Here is a 16,602-nt window from a genome sequence, read left to right on the forward strand (position 1 = left end):
GTGCACACGTTCACGACCATGGGCACCGTCGCCAGCCTGCGCGCCGCCGACGATGCGCCAGTGGACGACGTCGAGGCCGTCTTCGCCGACGCCGACGCCCGCTTCAGCCTGTACCGGCCGGAGTCGGAGGCGTCCCGGATCGCCCGCGGCGAGCTCGCGCTGACTGCCGCGTCCGAGCAGATGCGGACCGCCTACACCGAAGCACTCCACTGGCGCATCGCGACCGACGGCGCCTTCACCCCGCACCGACCCGACGGCGTCATCGACCTCGCCGGAACCGTCAAGGCGACCGCCATGGCGCACGCGGCCCGGCTGCTCGGCGACGGCGAATGGCTCCTCGATGTCGGGGGCGACGTCCTCACCTCGCCCGCCGGCAGCTGGAGGGTCGGGATCGTTGATCCCGGCGACCGGCAGGCGCTGCTCTGCGTCGTCCCCCTCGGCGACGGACGCCGCGCGATCGCCACCTCCGGGACCGCCGAACGCGGCGAGCACGTCTGGCGCCGACCTGCCGAGCCCGGCGACGTCCCCTTCGTGCAGGTGTCCGTGATCGCCGAGGACATCGTCACCGCCGACGTCCTCGCGACCGCGATCCTCGCCGGCGGCGCTCCGACGCTCGACACCGTCACCGACCGCTTCGACGTCGACGTCCTCACCGTCGACGCAACAGGCGCGCTTCTCGTCACCGACCGGCTCCGTCGCCTGATCGCGCCGGCGAGCGAGCACACGCACTGACTCCCCGCCCGGTCGGCACGTCGCATCTCGGCCTGAAGCGGGGAGTCGGCTCCGAGGACGGGCGAGCGATCGTTCGAGGGCTCACACGAACCCGTCCACCGGCAGAGCGCACGGGACGGGGCGCGTTAGCGTCACGAGGACAGCCCCCCTCGACCGAAGGCGCACCCGATGAACGACTGGCAGATCAACGGCCTCCCCCTCCACCCGCTCCTCGTGCACGCCGTCGTCGTCCTGCTCCCCCTCGCCGCACTGATGCTCGTCCTCGGCAGCGTCTGGCCCGCCGCCCGCCGCAAGTTCGGGATCCTCACCCCGATCATCGCCCTCGCCGCGCTGATCGCCGTCCCGCTCACCACGCAGGCCGGCGAAGCCCTCGAACGCGAGACGGAGCCGTCCGCGATCCTCGAGCAGCACACCGAGCTCGGCGACCACCTGCTCCCCTGGGCCGCCGGCCTCTTCCTCGTCGCCCTGGCCCAGTGGCTCTGGTTCCGCCGCACGCGACGAACCGAGGACCGAGCCGCCACCACCCGCCGCCCCCTCGTCGGGATCGTGCTCGCCGTCGCAGCGATCGCCATCTCCGTCGGAGCGACCATCGACGTCGTCCGCATCGGCGACTCCGGCGCACAAGCAGTCTGGTCCGACTCCACCTCGAGCACCAGCACCGATCAGGCACCCGCGCCCGACGGCGACGACGACTGACCCACCCGCTCTCGGGCACTGCCCTCTCCGGCTGACACCGCCCCCTCTTCGCAGGATGATGGTGTGAGTGCCTCAGCACTCGACGCCATCTGCGAGGTCCTCGGCTGCCAGGTGGGCGACATCCTGACTCACGTGCCGGACGACGTCGGGAGCAGTACGGATCGGCTCGGTGACCGAGCGGCCCGCTGACACGTCGCACCTCGGTGGTCGACTGGTCACCGCGGGCGTCGTCCAGCTGGTGGCCGTCGTCGCGCTCAATGTGCTGGGGCCGATCGTGCCCGTCTGAAGGATCTCCGGCCCGAGCGCTCAGGGTCCACTGCGGTCCCCGATCTGTCGCCTCTGCTCGGCTGGGCGATCGCCGCGGCAGTGTTCCTCGTCTGGGCCTGGTCGACGGCCTGGCCGGCCGGCCCGGAACGCACCCGCGACCTCGCCCGCCACGAGGACCGGTCCCGGAGGCTGGTCGACTCGCTCATCATCGCCGCCACCTTCTTCAGCCTCGTCCTCGGGGTCGTCGCACTCCTCCGCAGCCAGCAGAAGGACCCCGTCGGATCCGCGGCCGCGATCCTCGCGGTCGTCGGGGTCGTCGCGGCCTGGGCGCTCGTCAACACCGTCTACGCCTTCAAATACGCGCGCATGTACTACCTCGACGACCGTCACCGCTTCGACTTCGACCAGGACGAGGACCCGTCCTACAGCGACTTCGCCTACACCGCGTTCTCGATCGGGATGGCCTACAGCGCGAGCAGCATCACCCAGTCCTCCACCCCCTCACGCCGGATCGCCCTGGCCCACGCCCTGCTGTCCTACTTCTTCGGCACCTTCGTCGTCGCCGTCGCCATCAACCTGATCACCGGCCTCACCCAGGGAGGGTGAGGAGTGCCGCACATCCTCAGGCAGGCGTGTCGGAGCTCGATACTGAGGTCATGACATCACCGCTCGTCTCCGACGTCGCTCACTCCGGTCTCACCGTGGCCGACCTCGACGACGCGCTGGTGCTGTGGTGCTCCGGTCTCGGGTTCGTGCTCGAGCGCACCTTCACGCTCGACGTGGAGGTCACGGCGGCGACCACCGGCGTCCGTGGAGCCGTGATCCGCGCAGCGACGGTGACCCTCGGCCCCCACCGTGTGGAGCTGCTGCAGTACGACCCGCCCCGACAGCTCGAGTCCGCCGGCTCGCCCGCACAGGTCGGCACGGTGCACATCGCGCTCACGGTCTCGGACCTCGATCGTGTCCTCGAGCTCTGCGCTGGACACGGTTGGAGACCGGTCGGGACACCTCACCGGATGACCGCTGGCGCCCGAGCCGGCACGCGCATCATCTACCTCGAAGGTGACCTCGGCGGATTCCTCGAACTGATCGCGCCCCCGCAGCTCCCGTAGGCCGCGTCGGCCGATCGCGTCGAGGGCCCGACCTCTCAGCCCACCAACCTCGCCATCCACTCCTCCACCGCGTCGGGCGTGCGCGGCATCGCCGCCGAGAGCAGGATCGACGACGTCTCCGTCACGACGAGGTCGTCCTCGATCCGGATGCCCAGGCCCCGCAGCTCGGCGGGGACCGTCAGGTCGCCGGGCTGGAAGTAGAGGCCGGGCTCGACGGTGAGGGTGTGGCCGGCCGCGAGCACTCCGCCGAGATACGTCTCGTGCGGAGCGTGGTTGCAGTCGTGCACGTCCATCCCGAGCATGTGCCCGGCGCGGGAGATGCTCCACCGGCGGTGGTACGACGCCGACGGGGCCATGGCCTCGTCGACGGAGCAGCGGATCAGGCCGAGGTCGATCAGCCCCTCGGTGAGGGCTCGCCCGCACGCGTCCTGGTAGTCCTGGAAGCGCACTCCCGCGCGCAGGGAGTCGATGCCGGCCTGCTGCGCGCGCAGCACGATCGAGTACACGTCCCGCTGCAGCGGGGTGAACTCTCCGCTGACCGGGAAGGTGCGGGTGATGTCGGCGGCGTAGAGCGAGGGCAGCTCGACGCCCATGTCCATCAGGACGAGGTCGCCGTCGGCGAGGGGCCCGGTGTTCCGCGTGTAGTGGAGGGTCGTGGCGTGCGCTCCCGAGGCGACGACCGATCCGTAGGCCGGCCCCTGTCCCTCGACCAGGGCGCGGCGGGCGAAGGTGCCCTCGAGGTAGCGCTCGCCGCGGGGCATCGCGCGGGCGACCTGCCACGCCTCGAGGCAGTCGTCGAAGCCCCGCGCCGTGCCGTCGACGGCGAGCTGCAGCCGTCCGATCTCCCAGTCGTTCTTGATCAGGCGCAGCTCGTCGAGCGTCGCCTTGAGCACGAGGTGCGGTCCGAGCTCCGGTCCGCAGATGCTCCGCACCAGCTCGTCGACGCTCTCGTCGAGGGTGGGCAGGACCCGGATGCGCCGGGCCCGCCGCGCGGCCCGCTCCACGTCGCGGGTGAAGTCGGCCAGCGGCCGGGTCTCGATGCCCAGTGCTGCCTGCGTCTCGGCGAGCGACGGCCGCGGCCCGACCCAGAGGTCGCCGAGCGCGTCGTTCTGCCAGAACTCGTCGCCGTCGCGGCCGGAGGGAGCACGCAGGTACAGGATCGAGCCGGCCTCCCCTCCCGTCGTGTCGACGACGAGCACGCTCTCGGCGACTCCGTTGCCCGTCAGCCACACGTGGTCGGTGCCCGGGCGGAAGCGGTGGTCGCTGTCGTTCGAGCGCACCCGCGGCAGGCCGGCGGGGATGATCAGCAGCTCGGCGGGCAGCGCCTGCGCCAGTCGCGACCGGCGCTCCGCGGTGTAGGCGAGCACCGGGTCGTCGGGGTCGATCACCGGCTCCGGATCGGCCCAGCCGGCGGTCATGAACGCGCCGTCCCCGGGGAGCGGGCTGCGGTTCACGGCCCTCGGCATGCTCCAGAGTGCGGACTCCTCTGCCCGGGCCTCCTCCACAGCGCTCACGCGCCCGCCCGCTCCAGCGCGTCGGGCAGCTCCTCGAGCCAGGCCACCCGGTCGGAGTCGAGCGGAGCCAGCGGCAGCCTCCCCAGGCCGTCCGGCAGCGGGATCGCCGCGAGCAGCGCCCGGGTGTACGGATGCAGCGGGCTCTGCCACACCGTCTCGGTCTCCCCCGACTCCACGACCCGGCCGCGGTACATCACGAGCACCCGGTCGGCGATGCGCCGGACCACCGAGAGGTCGTGCGAGATGAACAGCATGCCCGCGCCGGCCTCGACGCTGAGCGAGCGCATCAGCGCGGCGACGCTCGTTTGGGTCGAGGCGTCGAGGGCCGAGATCGGCTCGTCGGCCACGAGCATCCGCGGCCGCGCCGCGAGGGCCCGCGCGATGGCGATGCGCTGCTTCTGGCCGCCGGAGAACTCGTGCGGGAACCGGCTCGCCATCGCCGGGTCGAGCCCGACGCGGCGCAGCCAGTCGGCCGGGTCCGAGCCCTCGGCGCCCCGGGCGAGCGCCGCCCGGACGCCGTCGCCGATCTGCTCGCCGATGCGGCGACGGGGGTTCAGCGAGGAGTTCGGATCCTGGAAGACCATCTGCATGCCGGTCATCACCGGACTGCGCCGACGGAGTCCGAGCGCGGGCACGTCGACGCCGTTCAGGCGCACGTCCCCGCCGCGGCGCTTCTCGATGCCGACCACCGCGCGTGCGAGGCTCGACTTGCCGCAGCCGCTCTCGCCGACCAGCGCCACGACCTCGCCGGCCGCCACCCGGAAGCCGACCCCGTCGACGGCACGCAGCGGCGGTCGCCGCCCGTACTCGACCACGATGCCATCGGCCTCGAGAACCACTCCCGCGCTCATCGCGCACCCCTCTCGACGTCGCCTGCCGTGGCCGCGCCCGGATCGTCCGCGGCGGCGGCCCTCTCGTGCCCCTCGACGAGCTCGGCGACCAGCTCCTCCGGGCTCTCCTCGAAGCTCGAGCCGGGCAGAGCCGCGAGCAGCGCCCGCGTGTACTCGTCCTCGGGCGCGGTGAACAGCCGCTCGCGCGGAGCCGACTCCACGACGAGCCCCTGGCGCATCACCGTCACCTCGTCGGCCACGGCGCTCATCACGCCGAGATCGTGGGTGACGAGCAGGATGCTCAGCCCGCCGTCGTCGACCAGCTCCCGCAGCAGCTGCAGCACTCCGGCCTGCACGGTCACGTCGAGCGCGGTCGTCGGCTCGTCGGCCAGCAGCACCGAGGGCTCGCACGCGAGCGCCACCGCGATCGCGATGCGCTGCCGCTGACCGCCGGAGAACTGGTGGGGGTAGCGCCCGAGGGAGGCCCGGGCATCCGGGACCCGCACCCGCTCGAGCAGGGCCTCGGCCCTGGACCGCGCGGCCTCCTTGCCGAGACCGAGGTGGTGGCGCAGGTGGTCGGTGAGCTGGCGGCCCACGGTGAGCTGCGGGTGCAGGCTCGTCGACGGGTCCTGGAAGACCATGGCGACCCGGCGTCCGCGCACCGCGCCGAGCACCTGCCGGGACGCGCCGACGAGCTCCGTCGTGCCGTCGCCGGTGTCGTCGGCGAGGCGGATGCTCCCGCTGGCCGTCATCGATCCGGGCAGCAGTCCGAGCACCGCCAGGGCGGTCATGGTCTTGCCCGAGCCCGACTCGCCGGCGAGACCGTGGATGCCGCCGCGGCGCAGCGCCAGATCGATGCCGTCCACGACGGCGTGGCTGCGGGTGCGGATGCGCAGCCCGCTGATGGTCAGTGCGTCGCTCACAGCGTGGCGCCTCCTCCGCGGATCGTCTGCGACCGCGGGTCCAGGGCGTCGCGCAGGGCGTCGCCGACGAAGTTGAACGCGATGACGACGGTGAGGATGGCCAGGCCCGGGAAGACCCCGATCCACCACGCGTCGAAGTTCTGGATGGCGTCCGACACCATGGAGCCCCACTCGGCGGTCGGCGGCTTCGCGCCGAGCCCGAGGAACGACAGGCCCGACAGCAGGAGGATGGCCGTGCCGATGTCGAGGCTCGCCAGGACGAGCACCGGGCCGACGATGTTGGGCGCGATGTCGCGGACGAGGGAGCGCAGCGGCGAGAAGCCGAGCAGCTGTCCGGACACGACGTAGTTCGACGAGCGGAGGCCGAGCACGAGACCGCGGGTCAGCCGGGCGTAGGACGGCCACGACACGATCAGCGCCGCGAGCACCGCGTTCAGGAGCGACGCTCCGAGCGCGGCCGCGATCACCATCGCCAGGATGACCGTGGGGAACGCCATCACGAGGTCGGTGATGCGCATCGCGACCTCGTCGACCGCACGGCCGAGGAATCCGGCGACGGATCCGACGATCGCGCCGATCAGCACCGACATCACGACGAGCAGCAGGGCGAGCGGGATCGTGACCCGGGCACCCCAGATCACCCGCGAGAACACGTCCCGGCCGAGCGCGTCGGTCCCCATCAGCGTGCCCTCGCCGGGCGCCTGGAGGAGGGGCAGGTCCTGCGCGAGCGGATCGTGCGGGGCGATGACGGGGGCGAGCACGGCGATGAGGATCCAGAGCACGCCGACGGCGGCGCCGAGGAGTCCGAGCGGCGCCGACCAGCGGCCCAGGCGCAGGCGGGGGCGGCGCAGGCGGAGGCCGGGGACGGCGACCGGGTCGAGCACTCCGGCACCGACGCCGTCGCGCGGACCGGCCGGAGCGCCGTCGCGCGGGTCGGACCGGGTGGTTCGCGGATCCGTCACGAGGCCAGCCTCACTCTCGGGTCGAGCACGCCGTACAGCAGGTCGACGATCAGGTTCACGAGCAGGTACATCACGCCGATGAGCAGGCCGACGCCCATGATGCCGCGCAGGTCGAGGTGCGACGCGGCCTGGTAGGCGTAGGAGCCGATCCCGGGCCAGCCGAAGACCGCCTCGACGAGCACGGTGCCGCTGAGCAGGCTGCCGAAGGCGAGGCCCACGACGGTGAGGATCGGGATGCTCGCCCCGCGCAGCACGTAGGAGAAGGTGACCGCGCGGTTCGGCAGCCCCTTCGCGCGGGCGGCCCGCACGTAGTCCTGGTCGAGGATCTCGAGCACCGCGGTGCGCACGAACCGGGTCAGCAGGCCCACCGTGTAGAGCGTCAGGACGAGCACGGGGAGGAAGAGGTGCGACGCCGCGTCGAGGAAGGTGTCGAGCTGGCCGGCGAGCAGGGCGTCGACCGTGTAGAGGCCCGTCACCGTCGGCGGCGTGGTGAAGTCGCTGCTCAGCCGGCCGGATCCCGGCGCGATCCGCAGCTGGAAGTAGAGGACGTAGTAGAGGACCAGCGCGAGCCAGAAGGTCGGCACGCTGAGTCCGGCCAGCGATACGACGCGCAGAACGTGGTCGGAGGCCCTGCCGCGCCGGTAGGCGGCGACGGTGCCGAACAGCACGCCGATGATCACGCTGAGCACGATGGCGCCGAAGGCGATCTCCAGGGTGGCCGGCAGCGCCTTCGCCAGGTCGGCGACCACCGGGTTGTGCGTGGTGGTGGAGACGCCGAGGTCGCCGTGCAGCAGGTTGCCGAGATAGGTGAAGTACTGCACGACGAGCGGCTGGTCGAGACCGTACTGGGCGCGGAACTGCGCGACGATCTCCGGATCCTCCGCAGCGCGCTGGCCGAGGGCGGCCGCCACGGGGTCGCCCGGCACGAGGTTGGTCAGGATGAAGGTGACGAGGGTCACGCCCACCACCAGTAGCAGCGAGGTGAGCACGCGGCGGAGCGCGTAGCGGAGGAACGGGTGGGCCGCCCGGCCCCCGCGCTGACGCGGGGTCCGGACGGCCGTCGTGGTGGTGGACACGGGCTACTGCGCGGCGAGGGCCGCGATGTCGATGGTCCACACCGCGTTGTAGACGACACCCGAGACGTCCTTCGCCGCGGCGATGTTGTTGCCGGGCTGGAGCAGCGGGATGAAGGGGCCGTCGGCGTTCAGCGCGGTCTGCAGCTCCTCGAAGCGCGCCTGGCGCTCGTCGTCGCTGCCGCCGGTGGCCGCGGCGTCGGCCAGCGCCGAGATCGCGGGGGCCGCACCGTCGGTCCAGCCGGAGCGGAGGCCCACGACGTCGCCCGGGGTGAAGACGAGGTAGTCGCTCGGGTCCGGGTAGTCCGGGCCCCAGTACCAGAGGCCCATGGTCTCGGTGCCGTTGCGGTAGGCGTCGAGCTCGGTGGCGACGGGGGCCGGGGCGAGCTCGACGGTGATGCCGGCGTCCTTCAGCTGCGACTGGATGCGCTGCGCGATGGTCGGGAAGTCGATGCCGTTCAGGCTGATGTCGCTCGGGAAGTTGAGCGTCACGGACTCGCCGGCGTAGCCGCTCTTCGCGAGGTCCGCCTTCGCGGCGTCGAGGTCCTGGGTGAGCGCGCCGCTCTCGGGCAGGGCGCCGAGCAGCATGCTCGGGATGACGCCGGACGCCTGGGCGGTGCCGTTGCCGGCGATCGAGACGAGGTCGTCGTAGTCGACGGCCTCCTTCACGGCCTTCACGAAGTCGGGGTTCGACGTGATCGCCGAGACGCTCGGGTTCTGGTTGAGCAGCAGGAAGATCACGTTCGCCGACGGGTCGCTGGTCACCGCGACCGAGTCGCCGAGCGCCTCCGCCTGGGTGCCCGAGAGGTCCAGCGCGACGTCGGCGCTGCCGCCCTCGACGTTGATCTTCTGGGTCGCGCCCTCGACGTTCTGGATGACCACGCGGCCGTAGCCCGGGGCGTCGCCGTCGTAGTTCTCGTTCGCGGTCAGCACGACCTGCGAGGCGAGGTCGAGCGTGTCGAGCACGTACGGGCCGGAGCCGGCGGAGGTGGTGTTGAGGAACGTCTCGGCGGTGTCGGTCTCGTCGGTGGTGCCGCCGTTCTCCTTCACGACCTTCGAGTTCAGGATGCCGAGCGCCGGGTTCGCCAGGATCGCCGGCAGGGCGGGCGTGGGGTTCTCGGTGGTCAGCACCACCGTCGTGTCGTCCTTCTTCGTGACGGTGACGCCGTCGAGGAGGAACGAGGGGTTGCCCTTGAGGCCGATCACGCGCTGCAGCGAGAACACCACGTCGTCGGCGGTCATCGCGGTGCCGTCCGAGAAGGTGTGCTCGCCGTTCAGGGTGAGGGTGAAGGTCTTCGCGTCGTCGGACTGCTCGAGGCTCGCGAGGCCGTCGACGACCTGCGAGACGTCGCCGCCCTCGAAGGTGAGGAGGGTCTCGTAGAGCGCCTTGTCGACCATCTGGCCGGTCGGCTCGTACATGCGGCCCGGGTCGGCGGTCTTCAGGTCGAACGCCTTGTTGATGGTGAGCGTCGCGCTGCTGCCGTCGGCGGTGTCGACGCGGCCCGAGGAGCAGCCCGCCACGAGGAGGGCGAGCGAGACCGCCGCAGCGGCGATCACCACTCGCGTCGGGGCGGAGCGCGGGGTGCGGGTGGAGCGGACAACCATGGAGGCCTCCTGGCGAGGGTTCGGCTGGACGTGTTGCGAAACGATGGCACATCGCGACGCACTCCGTTTCCAGAGGGCCGCTATCGTGGACGAACTGCCGCCCGCAGCGATGAAGGAGTGGATTATGTCGATCACCGATCCGGCCGCCGGTGCGGTCGCTGGACAAAGCGCGGGCGGGCTCGACGACCTCAATCTGCGCATCCTGGCCGTCCTGCGCGAGAACGGCCGCATCTCGATGTCCGCCCTGGCCGAGCGGGTGAACGTCTCGCGGGCGAGCGTCTACAACCGGGTCGAGCAGCTCACCGCATCCGGCGTCATCACCGGGTTCTCGGCCCTGGTCGATCCCGGCAAGGTGGGGCTCGACGTCTGCGCCCTGGTGTTCGTGACGGTGCACCCGCAGTCGTGGCACCGGTTCCGCGAGGGCATCCTCCAGATGCCCGACGTCGAGTACTGCTGCATCACGACCGGCGAGCACGACGCGATGCTCCTGGTCCGCTCGCTCGACATCGGCGGCGTGCACGACTTCGTCACCGGCGTGGTCGCGGCCCGGCCCGAGGTGAAGTCGGTGGTCTCGGTCGTCGTGCTAGACGAGGTGGTGCGCAAGGCCTACCTGCTGCCCTCCGACATCCCCGACCGCTCCGGATCGACGAACCGGCTCGGCATGACGCGGTTCACCACCGCGGGGAACGGCCGCGACGCGGCGCGCTGAGCGTCAGACCTCGACGCAGATGCTGACGTGGTCGTCGCCGTCGATCTCGAACTCCTCGACGAGCCGCAGCAGGCCCTCGCCGTCGAGCTCGACGCGGCTGCCGCCGGTGCCGCTGACCACGGTCCCGCCGTCGATCAGCTGGTGCACGAACGAGACCTGCAGTGCGTCACCCGTGCGCGTGCCCACGAACCGGCCGAAGGTCACGGTGTCGCCGACGTAGTCGCCCCACACCACTCCGTCGCGCTCGGAGTAGTGGAACCGCGACGGCGACTCCGGGTCGACCGCGCTGTTGGTCGAGGAGGTCATCACGAACTCGCGGCCGTCGAGACTGGGGGCGGTGGTGGCGTCGTTCACGTCATGGAGTATGCCGGAGAGGTCGAGGTGTCCTGGCCGCACGCCGGTTTCGTCTCGATCTTCGGGTCCGCGACCCCGGGGGCTGGACGAAAGCGCCGTCTGCGGGTCTCTCGACGGTCCATTCGTCTGCGATCCTCCGCCGCCCGTCCCGATCCACCGAGCGACTCCGGGATCGGACGGGCGATCTCCGCGGACAGGCGGCGGCGAGGCGTCCGGACTTCCCGTGCCGCCTCGATACTCCATCGACTCGTCCGTGATCGGAAACTTTCCCGTACTCTCAGGACCCGTACGGGGAATGAACCGGGGGCTCATTCGCATCCGGTTCGAATTCGACATCTTGGGGGCGCAATGGATCCACAGCAATCAGTGAACAGTGATCGCGCCGTGTGCGCCCACGCGAGGAGCGGCGGATGACCGGGTCGAGCACGACAGGCGCCGTGGTGAAGCGCCCCGAGTCGCGGGAGTGGATCGACTTCGCCAAGGGCGTCGCGATCAGCCTCGTCGTGCTCTACCACTCGTCGTTGTTCCTGGGATTCTTCGGCCTCGAGGGGTACGTTCCGAAGCTCCGCACGGTGCTGCTCTACTTCCCCATGCCCGTGTTCTTCTTCATCGCGGGCCTCACGGCCGCCCGGATGCTGACGTGGACGTTCGCCGAGCTGTGGCGCCGCCGGGTCCTCGCGCTGGTGTACCTCTACCTGCTGTGGTCGTTCATCCGGGTCGTCTTCTACCTCATCGTCCCGTTCTCGCGGTCGGAGGCCACCTCACCGACGGACCCGCTCAACGTGCTGGTGCTGCCCATCCTGCCGTCGAGCAGCTACTGGTTCATCTGGGCTCTCGCGATCTTCAGCATCCTCGCCTGGGCGATCCGCAAGGTGCCCCGATGGATCCAGCTCTCGGTGGCCGGGCTGCTGGCCGTCGCGGCGACGACCACCGGCCTGCTGGACACCGACAACATCGGCTGGGACCGGGTGCTCCAGAACTTCATCTTCTTCCTCGTGGCGATGTTCATCCCCCGCACGTTCTACCGCTTCGCCGCTCGCGTGAAGCTCTGGCAGGCGCTCGCGCTCGCGGTGGCCTACCTCGGCATCATCGCGGTGATCGTCGCCTTCGACGCCAACCGCGTTCCGGGCGTCATCCTGATCGCCAGTTCGGTCGCGATCATCGCGGGCATCGCCGGCTCCCAGTACCTCGTCAAGGTCCGCGCACTGAAGATCTTCGTCACCATGGGGCAGCAGAGCTTCCAGATCTATCTCCTGCACCTCTTCGTGATCGCGGTCGTCGTCGCATTCGTCCCCCTGCTCGGCGAGACGAATGTCCCAACCCTTCCGGCGACGGTCTTCCCGTTCGCCCTGACGGTGTTCTCCCTCTGGGCTTCGCTGTTCCTCTTCCAGTCGCTGCGGCGCTTCTCCTGGTTGTGGGTGAGCCCGTTCAGCACCGGCAAGTCCCAGAAGAAGCGCCTCGCCGCCAGGAATGCGAGATCAGCCGAGGTCCAGCCCACCGCGGTCGAGTCCGCAGCTCCTGTCGCCCCGGCCGATGAGCCCGCTGACGCGGGGACTGCGGGCAGACCGGAGAAGGACTGACCGGCGAATACCTCCCGGGCGACTCCCCGGGCGGCCCTTCTGCAGGCCCGGGTCGTCTCGGGCGCTGGTGAGTCCGCGTCAGACCGGGCCGGCCCGCACTGCTCGGTCTCGGGCGAGCCGAGGGAGCAGTCGGACGAGGACGACCATGCCGACGAGTTCCACGAGAGTCTGCGTGACGACGACGACGGGCGCGAGCGACAGCGGTGCCGGGAGCGCGAGTGCGAGAGGCAGCACGACGAGCGAGTTGCGGGTCGCGCCGCTGAACACGAGGGCGCGCGTCGCGGGCACGTCGAGTCGGAAGACGCGTCCAGCACCTAGCCCCAGAGCGGTCATGACCACGAGGAATCCCGCGTAGAGCGGGACGAGAACGAGAAGCCGGCCGGCCGAGGCGCCCACGGCGCCGGACTGGGAGGCGACGACGGTGAAGAGCGTGGCCGTCATGAGCGGCACCATGAGCCCGAGCATCGTGGACTCGACGATCCGGCCGGCTCTGTGTCGGCGCGCCAGGGCCTGCACCAGCCCGGCCGCGGACAGCGGCATCACGATCAGCAGCAGGAACGCCCGCGCGAACGGACCGGCGTCGACCACCGCCACCCCCGCAGGACCGATGAAGAGCAGCAGATACACGGGGAGGAGGAGGATCTGCGCGAGCATCAGCAGCGGTGCGGCGGCGAGCAGCCGGTCGGACGCCCCTCCGGCGAGCCCGGCGAACACGATCACGTAGTCGATGCACGGCGTCAGGAGCACCAGGAGGACCCCGAACAGCAGCACCGGAGTGTCGGCGACGAATCGGGACAGCCCGTAGGCGACGAGCGGCACGACGACGAAGTTCAGCACCCCGACCGCGGCGAGGAAGCGGCCGTCGCGCAGAGACCGTCCGATCGCGGCGAACGGGACCCCGAGGAACGTGGCGAACAGCAGCAGCGCGAGCACCGGTTCGATCGCGACCTCGAGGTGGTGCGCGGCGGGCAGCAGCAGTCCGAGAGCGGCGCCGGCGGCGATCGCGGCGAGGTAGAGCGGGATCTGGCGGTGCTCGAGCCAGGCGACGAGCGCTCTCACGACAGCAGGTCGGCGAGAAGGAGGGGCACGGGTGCAACGGTAGAGGCTCGCCGCCCGGCTCACCGCCGTGGCCGAGACCACCCGCGAACTGCCGGCGCTGACCTGATCGCGCGTCGAGCGGAAGCACCGCCGCACAGTGAGTCCGCTGACGACCGCGACCTGGCGCGCCCGGGCGGATGATGGTCGGGTGAACCGCACCGATCGTCTGTACGGGCTCGTCGAGGAGTTGCGGGCGGTCTCGCCCCGGCCGCGGAGCGCGCGCCGTCTCGCCGAGCGGTTCGAGGTGTCGGTGCGGACCATCGAGCGGGACCTGTCCGCGCTGCAGCAGGCGGGTCTGCCGATCTGGGCGGAGCCCGGCCGCACGGGCGGCTACGTCATCGACGCGTCCGCGACCCTCGGGCCGGCCGGATTCACGGTGGAGGAGGCCGTCGCCGTGCTGATCGGCCTCAGCGCGCTGCGGCGCAGTCCGTTCCGGCAGGCAGCCAGGACCGCTGCCCGGAAGACGCTCGCGGTCCTGCCGGACGACGTGGCCGCCCGCGCCGGCGCGGTCGCCTCCCGGGTGCACTTCCTCGAGAGCGAGGAGGAGGCGGTCGTCCCGGCGGAGTTCGCGACGGCCCTCCGAGCGGATCGTGTCGTCCGGCTCCGCTACCGCGACAGCAGCGGCGCGGAGTCGGTCCGCGACGTCGAACCGCTCGGCTCGATCGGGAAGGAGGAGCACTGGCACCTGATCGCGTGGTGCCGACTGCGGGAGGGGGTCCGGGCGTTCCGCGGCGACCGGATGCTGTCGGTGGAGGTGACCGACGAGCGGCCTCCGCAGCGCACCCTGCGAGCCGAGGACCTCGCGCTCCAGTACGGACGGCTGCGGTCCGTCGTCGACGACTGACCTGCTCCGGGGACGGCCGCCGCGGACCTCGCGGAGTCGCGGACGATCTGCGGAAACACCGACAGGACGGTGTCGCGACGATCGGCGAGCCTGGTGCCTCCACCTCGTCCCCGCCCCTGAAGGAGCCCCATGTCGTTCACCTCCCTCCGCATCGTCACCGACGACCTCGACGCCCTCGTCGCCTTCTACGAGCAGGTCGTCGGCCGACCGGCCGAGCGCCCGGCGCCGGTCTTCGCGCAGTTCACCGGAGCGGGCGCGACCCTCGCGATCGCCCACACCTCGACGGTCGCCGTGCTGGACGGCGCCGTCGTCCCCGCGTCGAACCGCTCCGTCCTGCTCGAGTTCGAGGTGCCCGACGTCGACCGCGCCTTCGCCGAGCTCGGACCCCGGAGCGAGGACGTGGTGCTCCCGCCGAGCACCATGCCGTGGGGCAACCGCTCCGCCCTCGTCCGCGACCCGGACGGGAACGCCGTCAACCTGTTCAGCAGGCCCGCCGGCTGATCGGGCGCACTCCGTCGGTCCGAGCACGCTCACGCCTGGCCGGTGGGACCCGACGGGGATCGCGGAGACCACCGGGGATCCTCTCTCGCGACGCGATCCTCCCGAGCCGGCGTGGCCTCGGGCCGACCGCGACCGGTCTGCGGTTCGCAGGCGGGAGCACGGCGACTCCGTCCAGCGTGACGTCCCGACCACACTCCGACCGTCGGGACGGCCACCCGCCACCGGTGTCCTCGGCGGTACCCTCGCGGCATGACCTTCGTGAACGTCGGCACCCTCGGGGCCGTCCCCGGCAGACGCGACGAGCTCGTCGCCGTCCTCACCGAGCACAACGACGACCTCGTCGACGCCGGCTGCCTGCTCTACGAGGTCGGGGTCGACGACGAGCAGCCCGACACCGTCTTCGTCATCGAGCTGTGGGAGACCGCCGAGGCGCATCGGGCCTCCCTCGCCCTCCCCCGGGTCCAGGCCGCGATCGCGACGGCGCGCCCGCTGCTCAGCGGCGCCTTCGGCGGCTACCGCTTCGACGCAGCAGGCTCTCCCCTCCGGAGCTGACTCGCGCCGAAGGCCTGCCGGCCGTCGGCACAGGCCGACCTGGAGTGAGCGGGCCGTCCGTCAACGGAAGACCTCTTCCTCTCCCGCCACCCCGACACCTCGAAGCGGAGCACCGTGATCAGCACGTTCCTCGTCGACCACGCCGCGCTCGTCCCGATCGCCTTCTGGATCGCGGTCGCGGTGGTCACGGCGATCGCCTGGCTGCTGCACCGGCGCGGCGCGGAAAGGTCTCTTCTCGTCCTCGCCGCGCTCGCCTTCGTCGTGGGGATCGCGCTGACCGTGTATCCGCCCGACGGGACGCCGCGGGTCTTCTGCACCGTGCAGTTCTCGGTGCCGTTCGACGGCATCGACACCCTCGCGAACATCGCGCTCCTGCTCCCCGGGGCCCTGCTGCTCGCGGTCGCGGTCGGCCGGCCCCTGCTCGTCGCCGCCGCCGTCTCCGGCCTGTCCGCCCTGATCGAGCTGGTCCAGGCGGGCGTTCCGGCGATCGGCCGCTCCTGCGACACGAACGACTGGTTCATGAACACCATCGGCGCACTCCTCGCCGCGTTCCTCGCGGCCCTGATCCTCAGAGGGGAGAAGCGGCGCGGGCGTCGGCGAATGGTCCGCTGACACCGCCTGTCACGTCGCCCTGCTCTCGGCCGGGTGTCTCGGCGGCCGACATCAGCACGGGTCCGTCGATCCACGTCCCTGTGACGCGGACCTGCTCAGAGGACGGCCGACGCCACGGGTGCCGTCTCGGCGACGCCGAGGACGATCGGGCGCGACCGGGCGTCACCGGGTGCCGCGGTCGCGTCTGTGGACCGCCTCAGGAGTTGTCAAGTCTCTCCCCCGTCGACGCCGGCGCTGCGCACGCTGGAGGCATGAAGCATCTCCTCTTCGCGAACAAGACGATGCTGGTCGGAGACGACGCGGCGGACGCTCTGGTCGAGTACGGCGTCGCCCTCGCCGCGAGCAGCACGGCGGACCGTGTGGAGTACACCGGCATCGGCGCCGACGGCGGCACCGTGCAGGCGGTGTTCCTGCTCAACGCCGGCGCCGCCCTGGTCGCCGAGACCACTCCCTCCGATCTCCCGGAGCCGGACAACACGGCCGAGGTCGCCCGCATCCGCGAACGCACCAGGATGCTCACGGGAGTGTTCCCCGTGCAGCCGAGCGAGGACGACGTCACCTTCGACGTCGAGCTCGAGCACGGCTTCGGGTACTGACCGGCCCGCCCATGCCCTCCTTCCACGCCTCCTGGCCGACGC

Annotated in this window: 20 protein-coding genes; 12 read left to right on the forward strand and 8 right to left on the reverse strand. The window is 71.4% G+C overall.

Annotation, left to right across the window (positions count from 1 at the left end; genetic code table 11):
* From C5C49_RS04425 to C5C49_RS04445, 5 genes are all read left to right on the forward strand, one after another.
* Positions 1-732 (forward strand): FAD:protein FMN transferase, encoded by a 732-nt coding sequence (locus C5C49_RS04425; protein ID WP_258068374.1) that lies wholly within the window; start codon positions 1-3, stop codon positions 730-732.
* Between the two features lie 168 nt (positions 733-900).
* On the forward strand, positions 901-1,428 hold the full coding sequence (locus C5C49_RS04430) for a DUF2231 domain-containing protein (protein WP_104345523.1): 528 nt from the start codon (positions 901-903) through the stop codon (positions 1,426-1,428).
* Positions 1,429-1,491: 63 nt separating this feature from the next.
* Positions 1,492-1,617 (forward strand): helix-turn-helix transcriptional regulator, encoded by a 126-nt coding sequence (locus tag C5C49_RS17505; protein ID WP_181065426.1) that lies wholly within the window; start codon positions 1,492-1,494, stop codon positions 1,615-1,617.
* A 150-nt stretch (positions 1,618-1,767) separates the two neighbouring features.
* Positions 1,768-2,301, forward strand: coding sequence for a DUF1345 domain-containing protein (locus tag C5C49_RS04440; protein WP_258068385.1), 534 nt, complete (start codon positions 1,768-1,770; stop codon positions 2,299-2,301).
* A gap of 50 nt (positions 2,302-2,351) precedes the next feature.
* Positions 2,352-2,807 carry a VOC family protein gene (locus tag C5C49_RS04445; RefSeq protein ID WP_146084846.1) on the forward strand — a complete coding sequence of 152 codons (456 nt, stop codon included), beginning with the start codon at positions 2,352-2,354 and terminating at the stop codon, positions 2,805-2,807.
* 35 nt (positions 2,808-2,842) lie between these two features.
* On the opposite strand, the gene C5C49_RS04450 is transcribed toward C5C49_RS04445, so the two are convergent.
* Genes C5C49_RS04450 through C5C49_RS04475 form a run of 6 tightly spaced genes read right to left on the reverse strand, consistent with a single transcriptional unit; the run spans position 2,843 to position 9,714 of the window.
* The gene (locus C5C49_RS04450; RefSeq protein WP_219814570.1) at positions 2,843-4,261 is read right to left on the reverse strand and encodes an aminopeptidase P family protein; all 1,419 of its coding nucleotides are present in this window, start codon (positions 4,259-4,261) and stop codon (positions 2,843-2,845) included.
* A gap of 56 nt (positions 4,262-4,317) precedes the next feature.
* Positions 4,318-5,172 (reverse strand): ATP-binding cassette domain-containing protein, encoded by an 855-nt coding sequence (locus C5C49_RS04455; RefSeq protein WP_104345527.1) that lies wholly within the window; start codon positions 5,170-5,172, stop codon positions 4,318-4,320.
* Positions 5,169-6,074, reverse strand: a complete 906-nt coding sequence (locus C5C49_RS04460; RefSeq protein WP_104223256.1) for an ABC transporter ATP-binding protein — start codon at positions 6,072-6,074, stop codon at positions 5,169-5,171. Before C5C49_RS04460 ends, C5C49_RS04455 begins: the two co-directional genes overlap by 4 nt.
* Entirely contained in the window at positions 6,071-7,036 is a 966-nt protein-coding gene (locus tag C5C49_RS04465) for an ABC transporter permease (RefSeq protein WP_258068375.1), read from the reverse strand. The genes C5C49_RS04460 and C5C49_RS04465 overlap by 4 nt, the downstream gene beginning before the upstream one ends.
* Positions 7,033-8,112, reverse strand: coding sequence for an ABC transporter permease (locus C5C49_RS04470; RefSeq protein ID WP_104223257.1), 1,080 nt, complete (start codon positions 8,110-8,112; stop codon positions 7,033-7,035). The genes C5C49_RS04465 and C5C49_RS04470 overlap by 4 nt, the downstream gene beginning before the upstream one ends.
* Before the next feature lie 3 nt (positions 8,113-8,115).
* Positions 8,116-9,714, reverse strand: a complete 1,599-nt coding sequence (locus C5C49_RS04475; protein WP_104345528.1) for an ABC transporter substrate-binding protein — start codon at positions 9,712-9,714, stop codon at positions 8,116-8,118.
* 124 nt (positions 9,715-9,838) lie between these two features.
* Here C5C49_RS04475 and C5C49_RS04480 point away from each other — a divergent pair, with 124 nt between their 5' ends.
* Entirely contained in the window at positions 9,839-10,423 is a 585-nt protein-coding gene (locus C5C49_RS04480; protein ID WP_104223259.1) for an Lrp/AsnC family transcriptional regulator, read from the forward strand.
* A gap of 3 nt (positions 10,424-10,426) precedes the next feature.
* On the opposite strand, the gene C5C49_RS04485 is transcribed toward C5C49_RS04480, so the two are convergent.
* A complete protein-coding gene (locus C5C49_RS04485; protein ID WP_258060307.1) occupies positions 10,427-10,777 on the reverse strand; it encodes a hypothetical protein in 351 nt (116 codons plus the stop codon).
* Positions 10,778-11,187: 410 nt separating this feature from the next.
* Between C5C49_RS04485 and C5C49_RS04490 the strand changes: the two genes are divergently transcribed.
* Positions 11,188-12,357 (forward strand): acyltransferase, encoded by a 1,170-nt coding sequence (locus C5C49_RS04490; RefSeq protein WP_104345529.1) that lies wholly within the window; start codon positions 11,188-11,190, stop codon positions 12,355-12,357.
* Between the two features lie 78 nt (positions 12,358-12,435).
* Here C5C49_RS04490 and C5C49_RS04495 read toward each other — a convergent pair whose 3' ends face one another.
* A complete protein-coding gene (locus C5C49_RS04495) occupies positions 12,436-13,416 on the reverse strand; it encodes an arsenic resistance protein (RefSeq protein ID WP_258068377.1) in 981 nt (326 codons plus the stop codon).
* A 187-nt stretch (positions 13,417-13,603) separates the two neighbouring features.
* Between C5C49_RS04495 and C5C49_RS04500 the strand changes: the two genes are divergently transcribed.
* The 5 genes from C5C49_RS04500 to C5C49_RS04520 all read left to right on the forward strand — a co-directional run bounded on the left by C5C49_RS04500 (position 13,604) and on the right by C5C49_RS04520 (position 16,560).
* On the forward strand, positions 13,604-14,299 hold the full coding sequence (locus tag C5C49_RS04500) for a YafY family protein (protein ID WP_104345531.1): 696 nt from the start codon (positions 13,604-13,606) through the stop codon (positions 14,297-14,299).
* A gap of 129 nt (positions 14,300-14,428) precedes the next feature.
* Complete coding sequence (locus tag C5C49_RS04505) at positions 14,429-14,800, forward strand: VOC family protein (RefSeq protein WP_104345532.1); 372 nt, start codon at positions 14,429-14,431, stop codon at positions 14,798-14,800.
* A 249-nt stretch (positions 14,801-15,049) separates the two neighbouring features.
* Entirely contained in the window at positions 15,050-15,352 is a 303-nt protein-coding gene (locus C5C49_RS04510) for a putative quinol monooxygenase (RefSeq protein ID WP_104345533.1), read from the forward strand.
* A gap of 114 nt (positions 15,353-15,466) precedes the next feature.
* Positions 15,467-15,964 (forward strand): VanZ family protein, encoded by a 498-nt coding sequence (locus tag C5C49_RS04515; RefSeq protein ID WP_104345534.1) that lies wholly within the window; start codon positions 15,467-15,469, stop codon positions 15,962-15,964.
* A gap of 251 nt (positions 15,965-16,215) precedes the next feature.
* Positions 16,216-16,560 (forward strand): hypothetical protein, encoded by a 345-nt coding sequence (locus C5C49_RS04520; protein WP_104345535.1) that lies wholly within the window; start codon positions 16,216-16,218, stop codon positions 16,558-16,560.
* The last annotated feature ends 42 nt before the right edge of the window (positions 16,561-16,602 follow it).

The sequence above is a fragment of the Rathayibacter sp. AY1E2 genome (assembly GCF_002932325.1).
Taxonomy (GTDB): domain Bacteria; phylum Actinomycetota; class Actinomycetes; order Actinomycetales; family Microbacteriaceae; genus Rathayibacter.

Coding starts and splice junctions, on each gene's coding strand:
- C5C49_RS04430 (WP_104345523.1), top strand. CDS start 901: ATGAACGACTGGCAGATCAACGGCCTCCCCCTCCACCCGCTCCTCGTG.
- C5C49_RS04445 (WP_146084846.1), top strand. CDS start 2,352: ATGACATCACCGCTCGTCTCCGACGTCGCTCACTCCGGTCTCACCGTG.
- C5C49_RS04455 (WP_104345527.1), bottom strand. CDS start 5,172: ATGAGCGCGGGAGTGGTTCTCGAGGCCGATGGCATCGTGGTCGAGTAC.
- C5C49_RS04475 (WP_104345528.1), bottom strand. CDS start 9,714: ATGGTTGTCCGCTCCACCCGCACCCCGCGCTCCGCCCCGACGCGAGTG.
- C5C49_RS04480 (WP_104223259.1), top strand. CDS start 9,839: ATGTCGATCACCGATCCGGCCGCCGGTGCGGTCGCTGGACAAAGCGCG.
- C5C49_RS04490 (WP_104345529.1), top strand. CDS start 11,188: ATGACCGGGTCGAGCACGACAGGCGCCGTGGTGAAGCGCCCCGAGTCG.
- C5C49_RS04505 (WP_104345532.1), top strand. CDS start 14,429: ATGTCGTTCACCTCCCTCCGCATCGTCACCGACGACCTCGACGCCCTC.
- C5C49_RS04510 (WP_104345533.1), top strand. CDS start 15,050: ATGACCTTCGTGAACGTCGGCACCCTCGGGGCCGTCCCCGGCAGACGC.
- C5C49_RS04520 (WP_104345535.1), top strand. CDS start 16,216: ATGAAGCATCTCCTCTTCGCGAACAAGACGATGCTGGTCGGAGACGAC.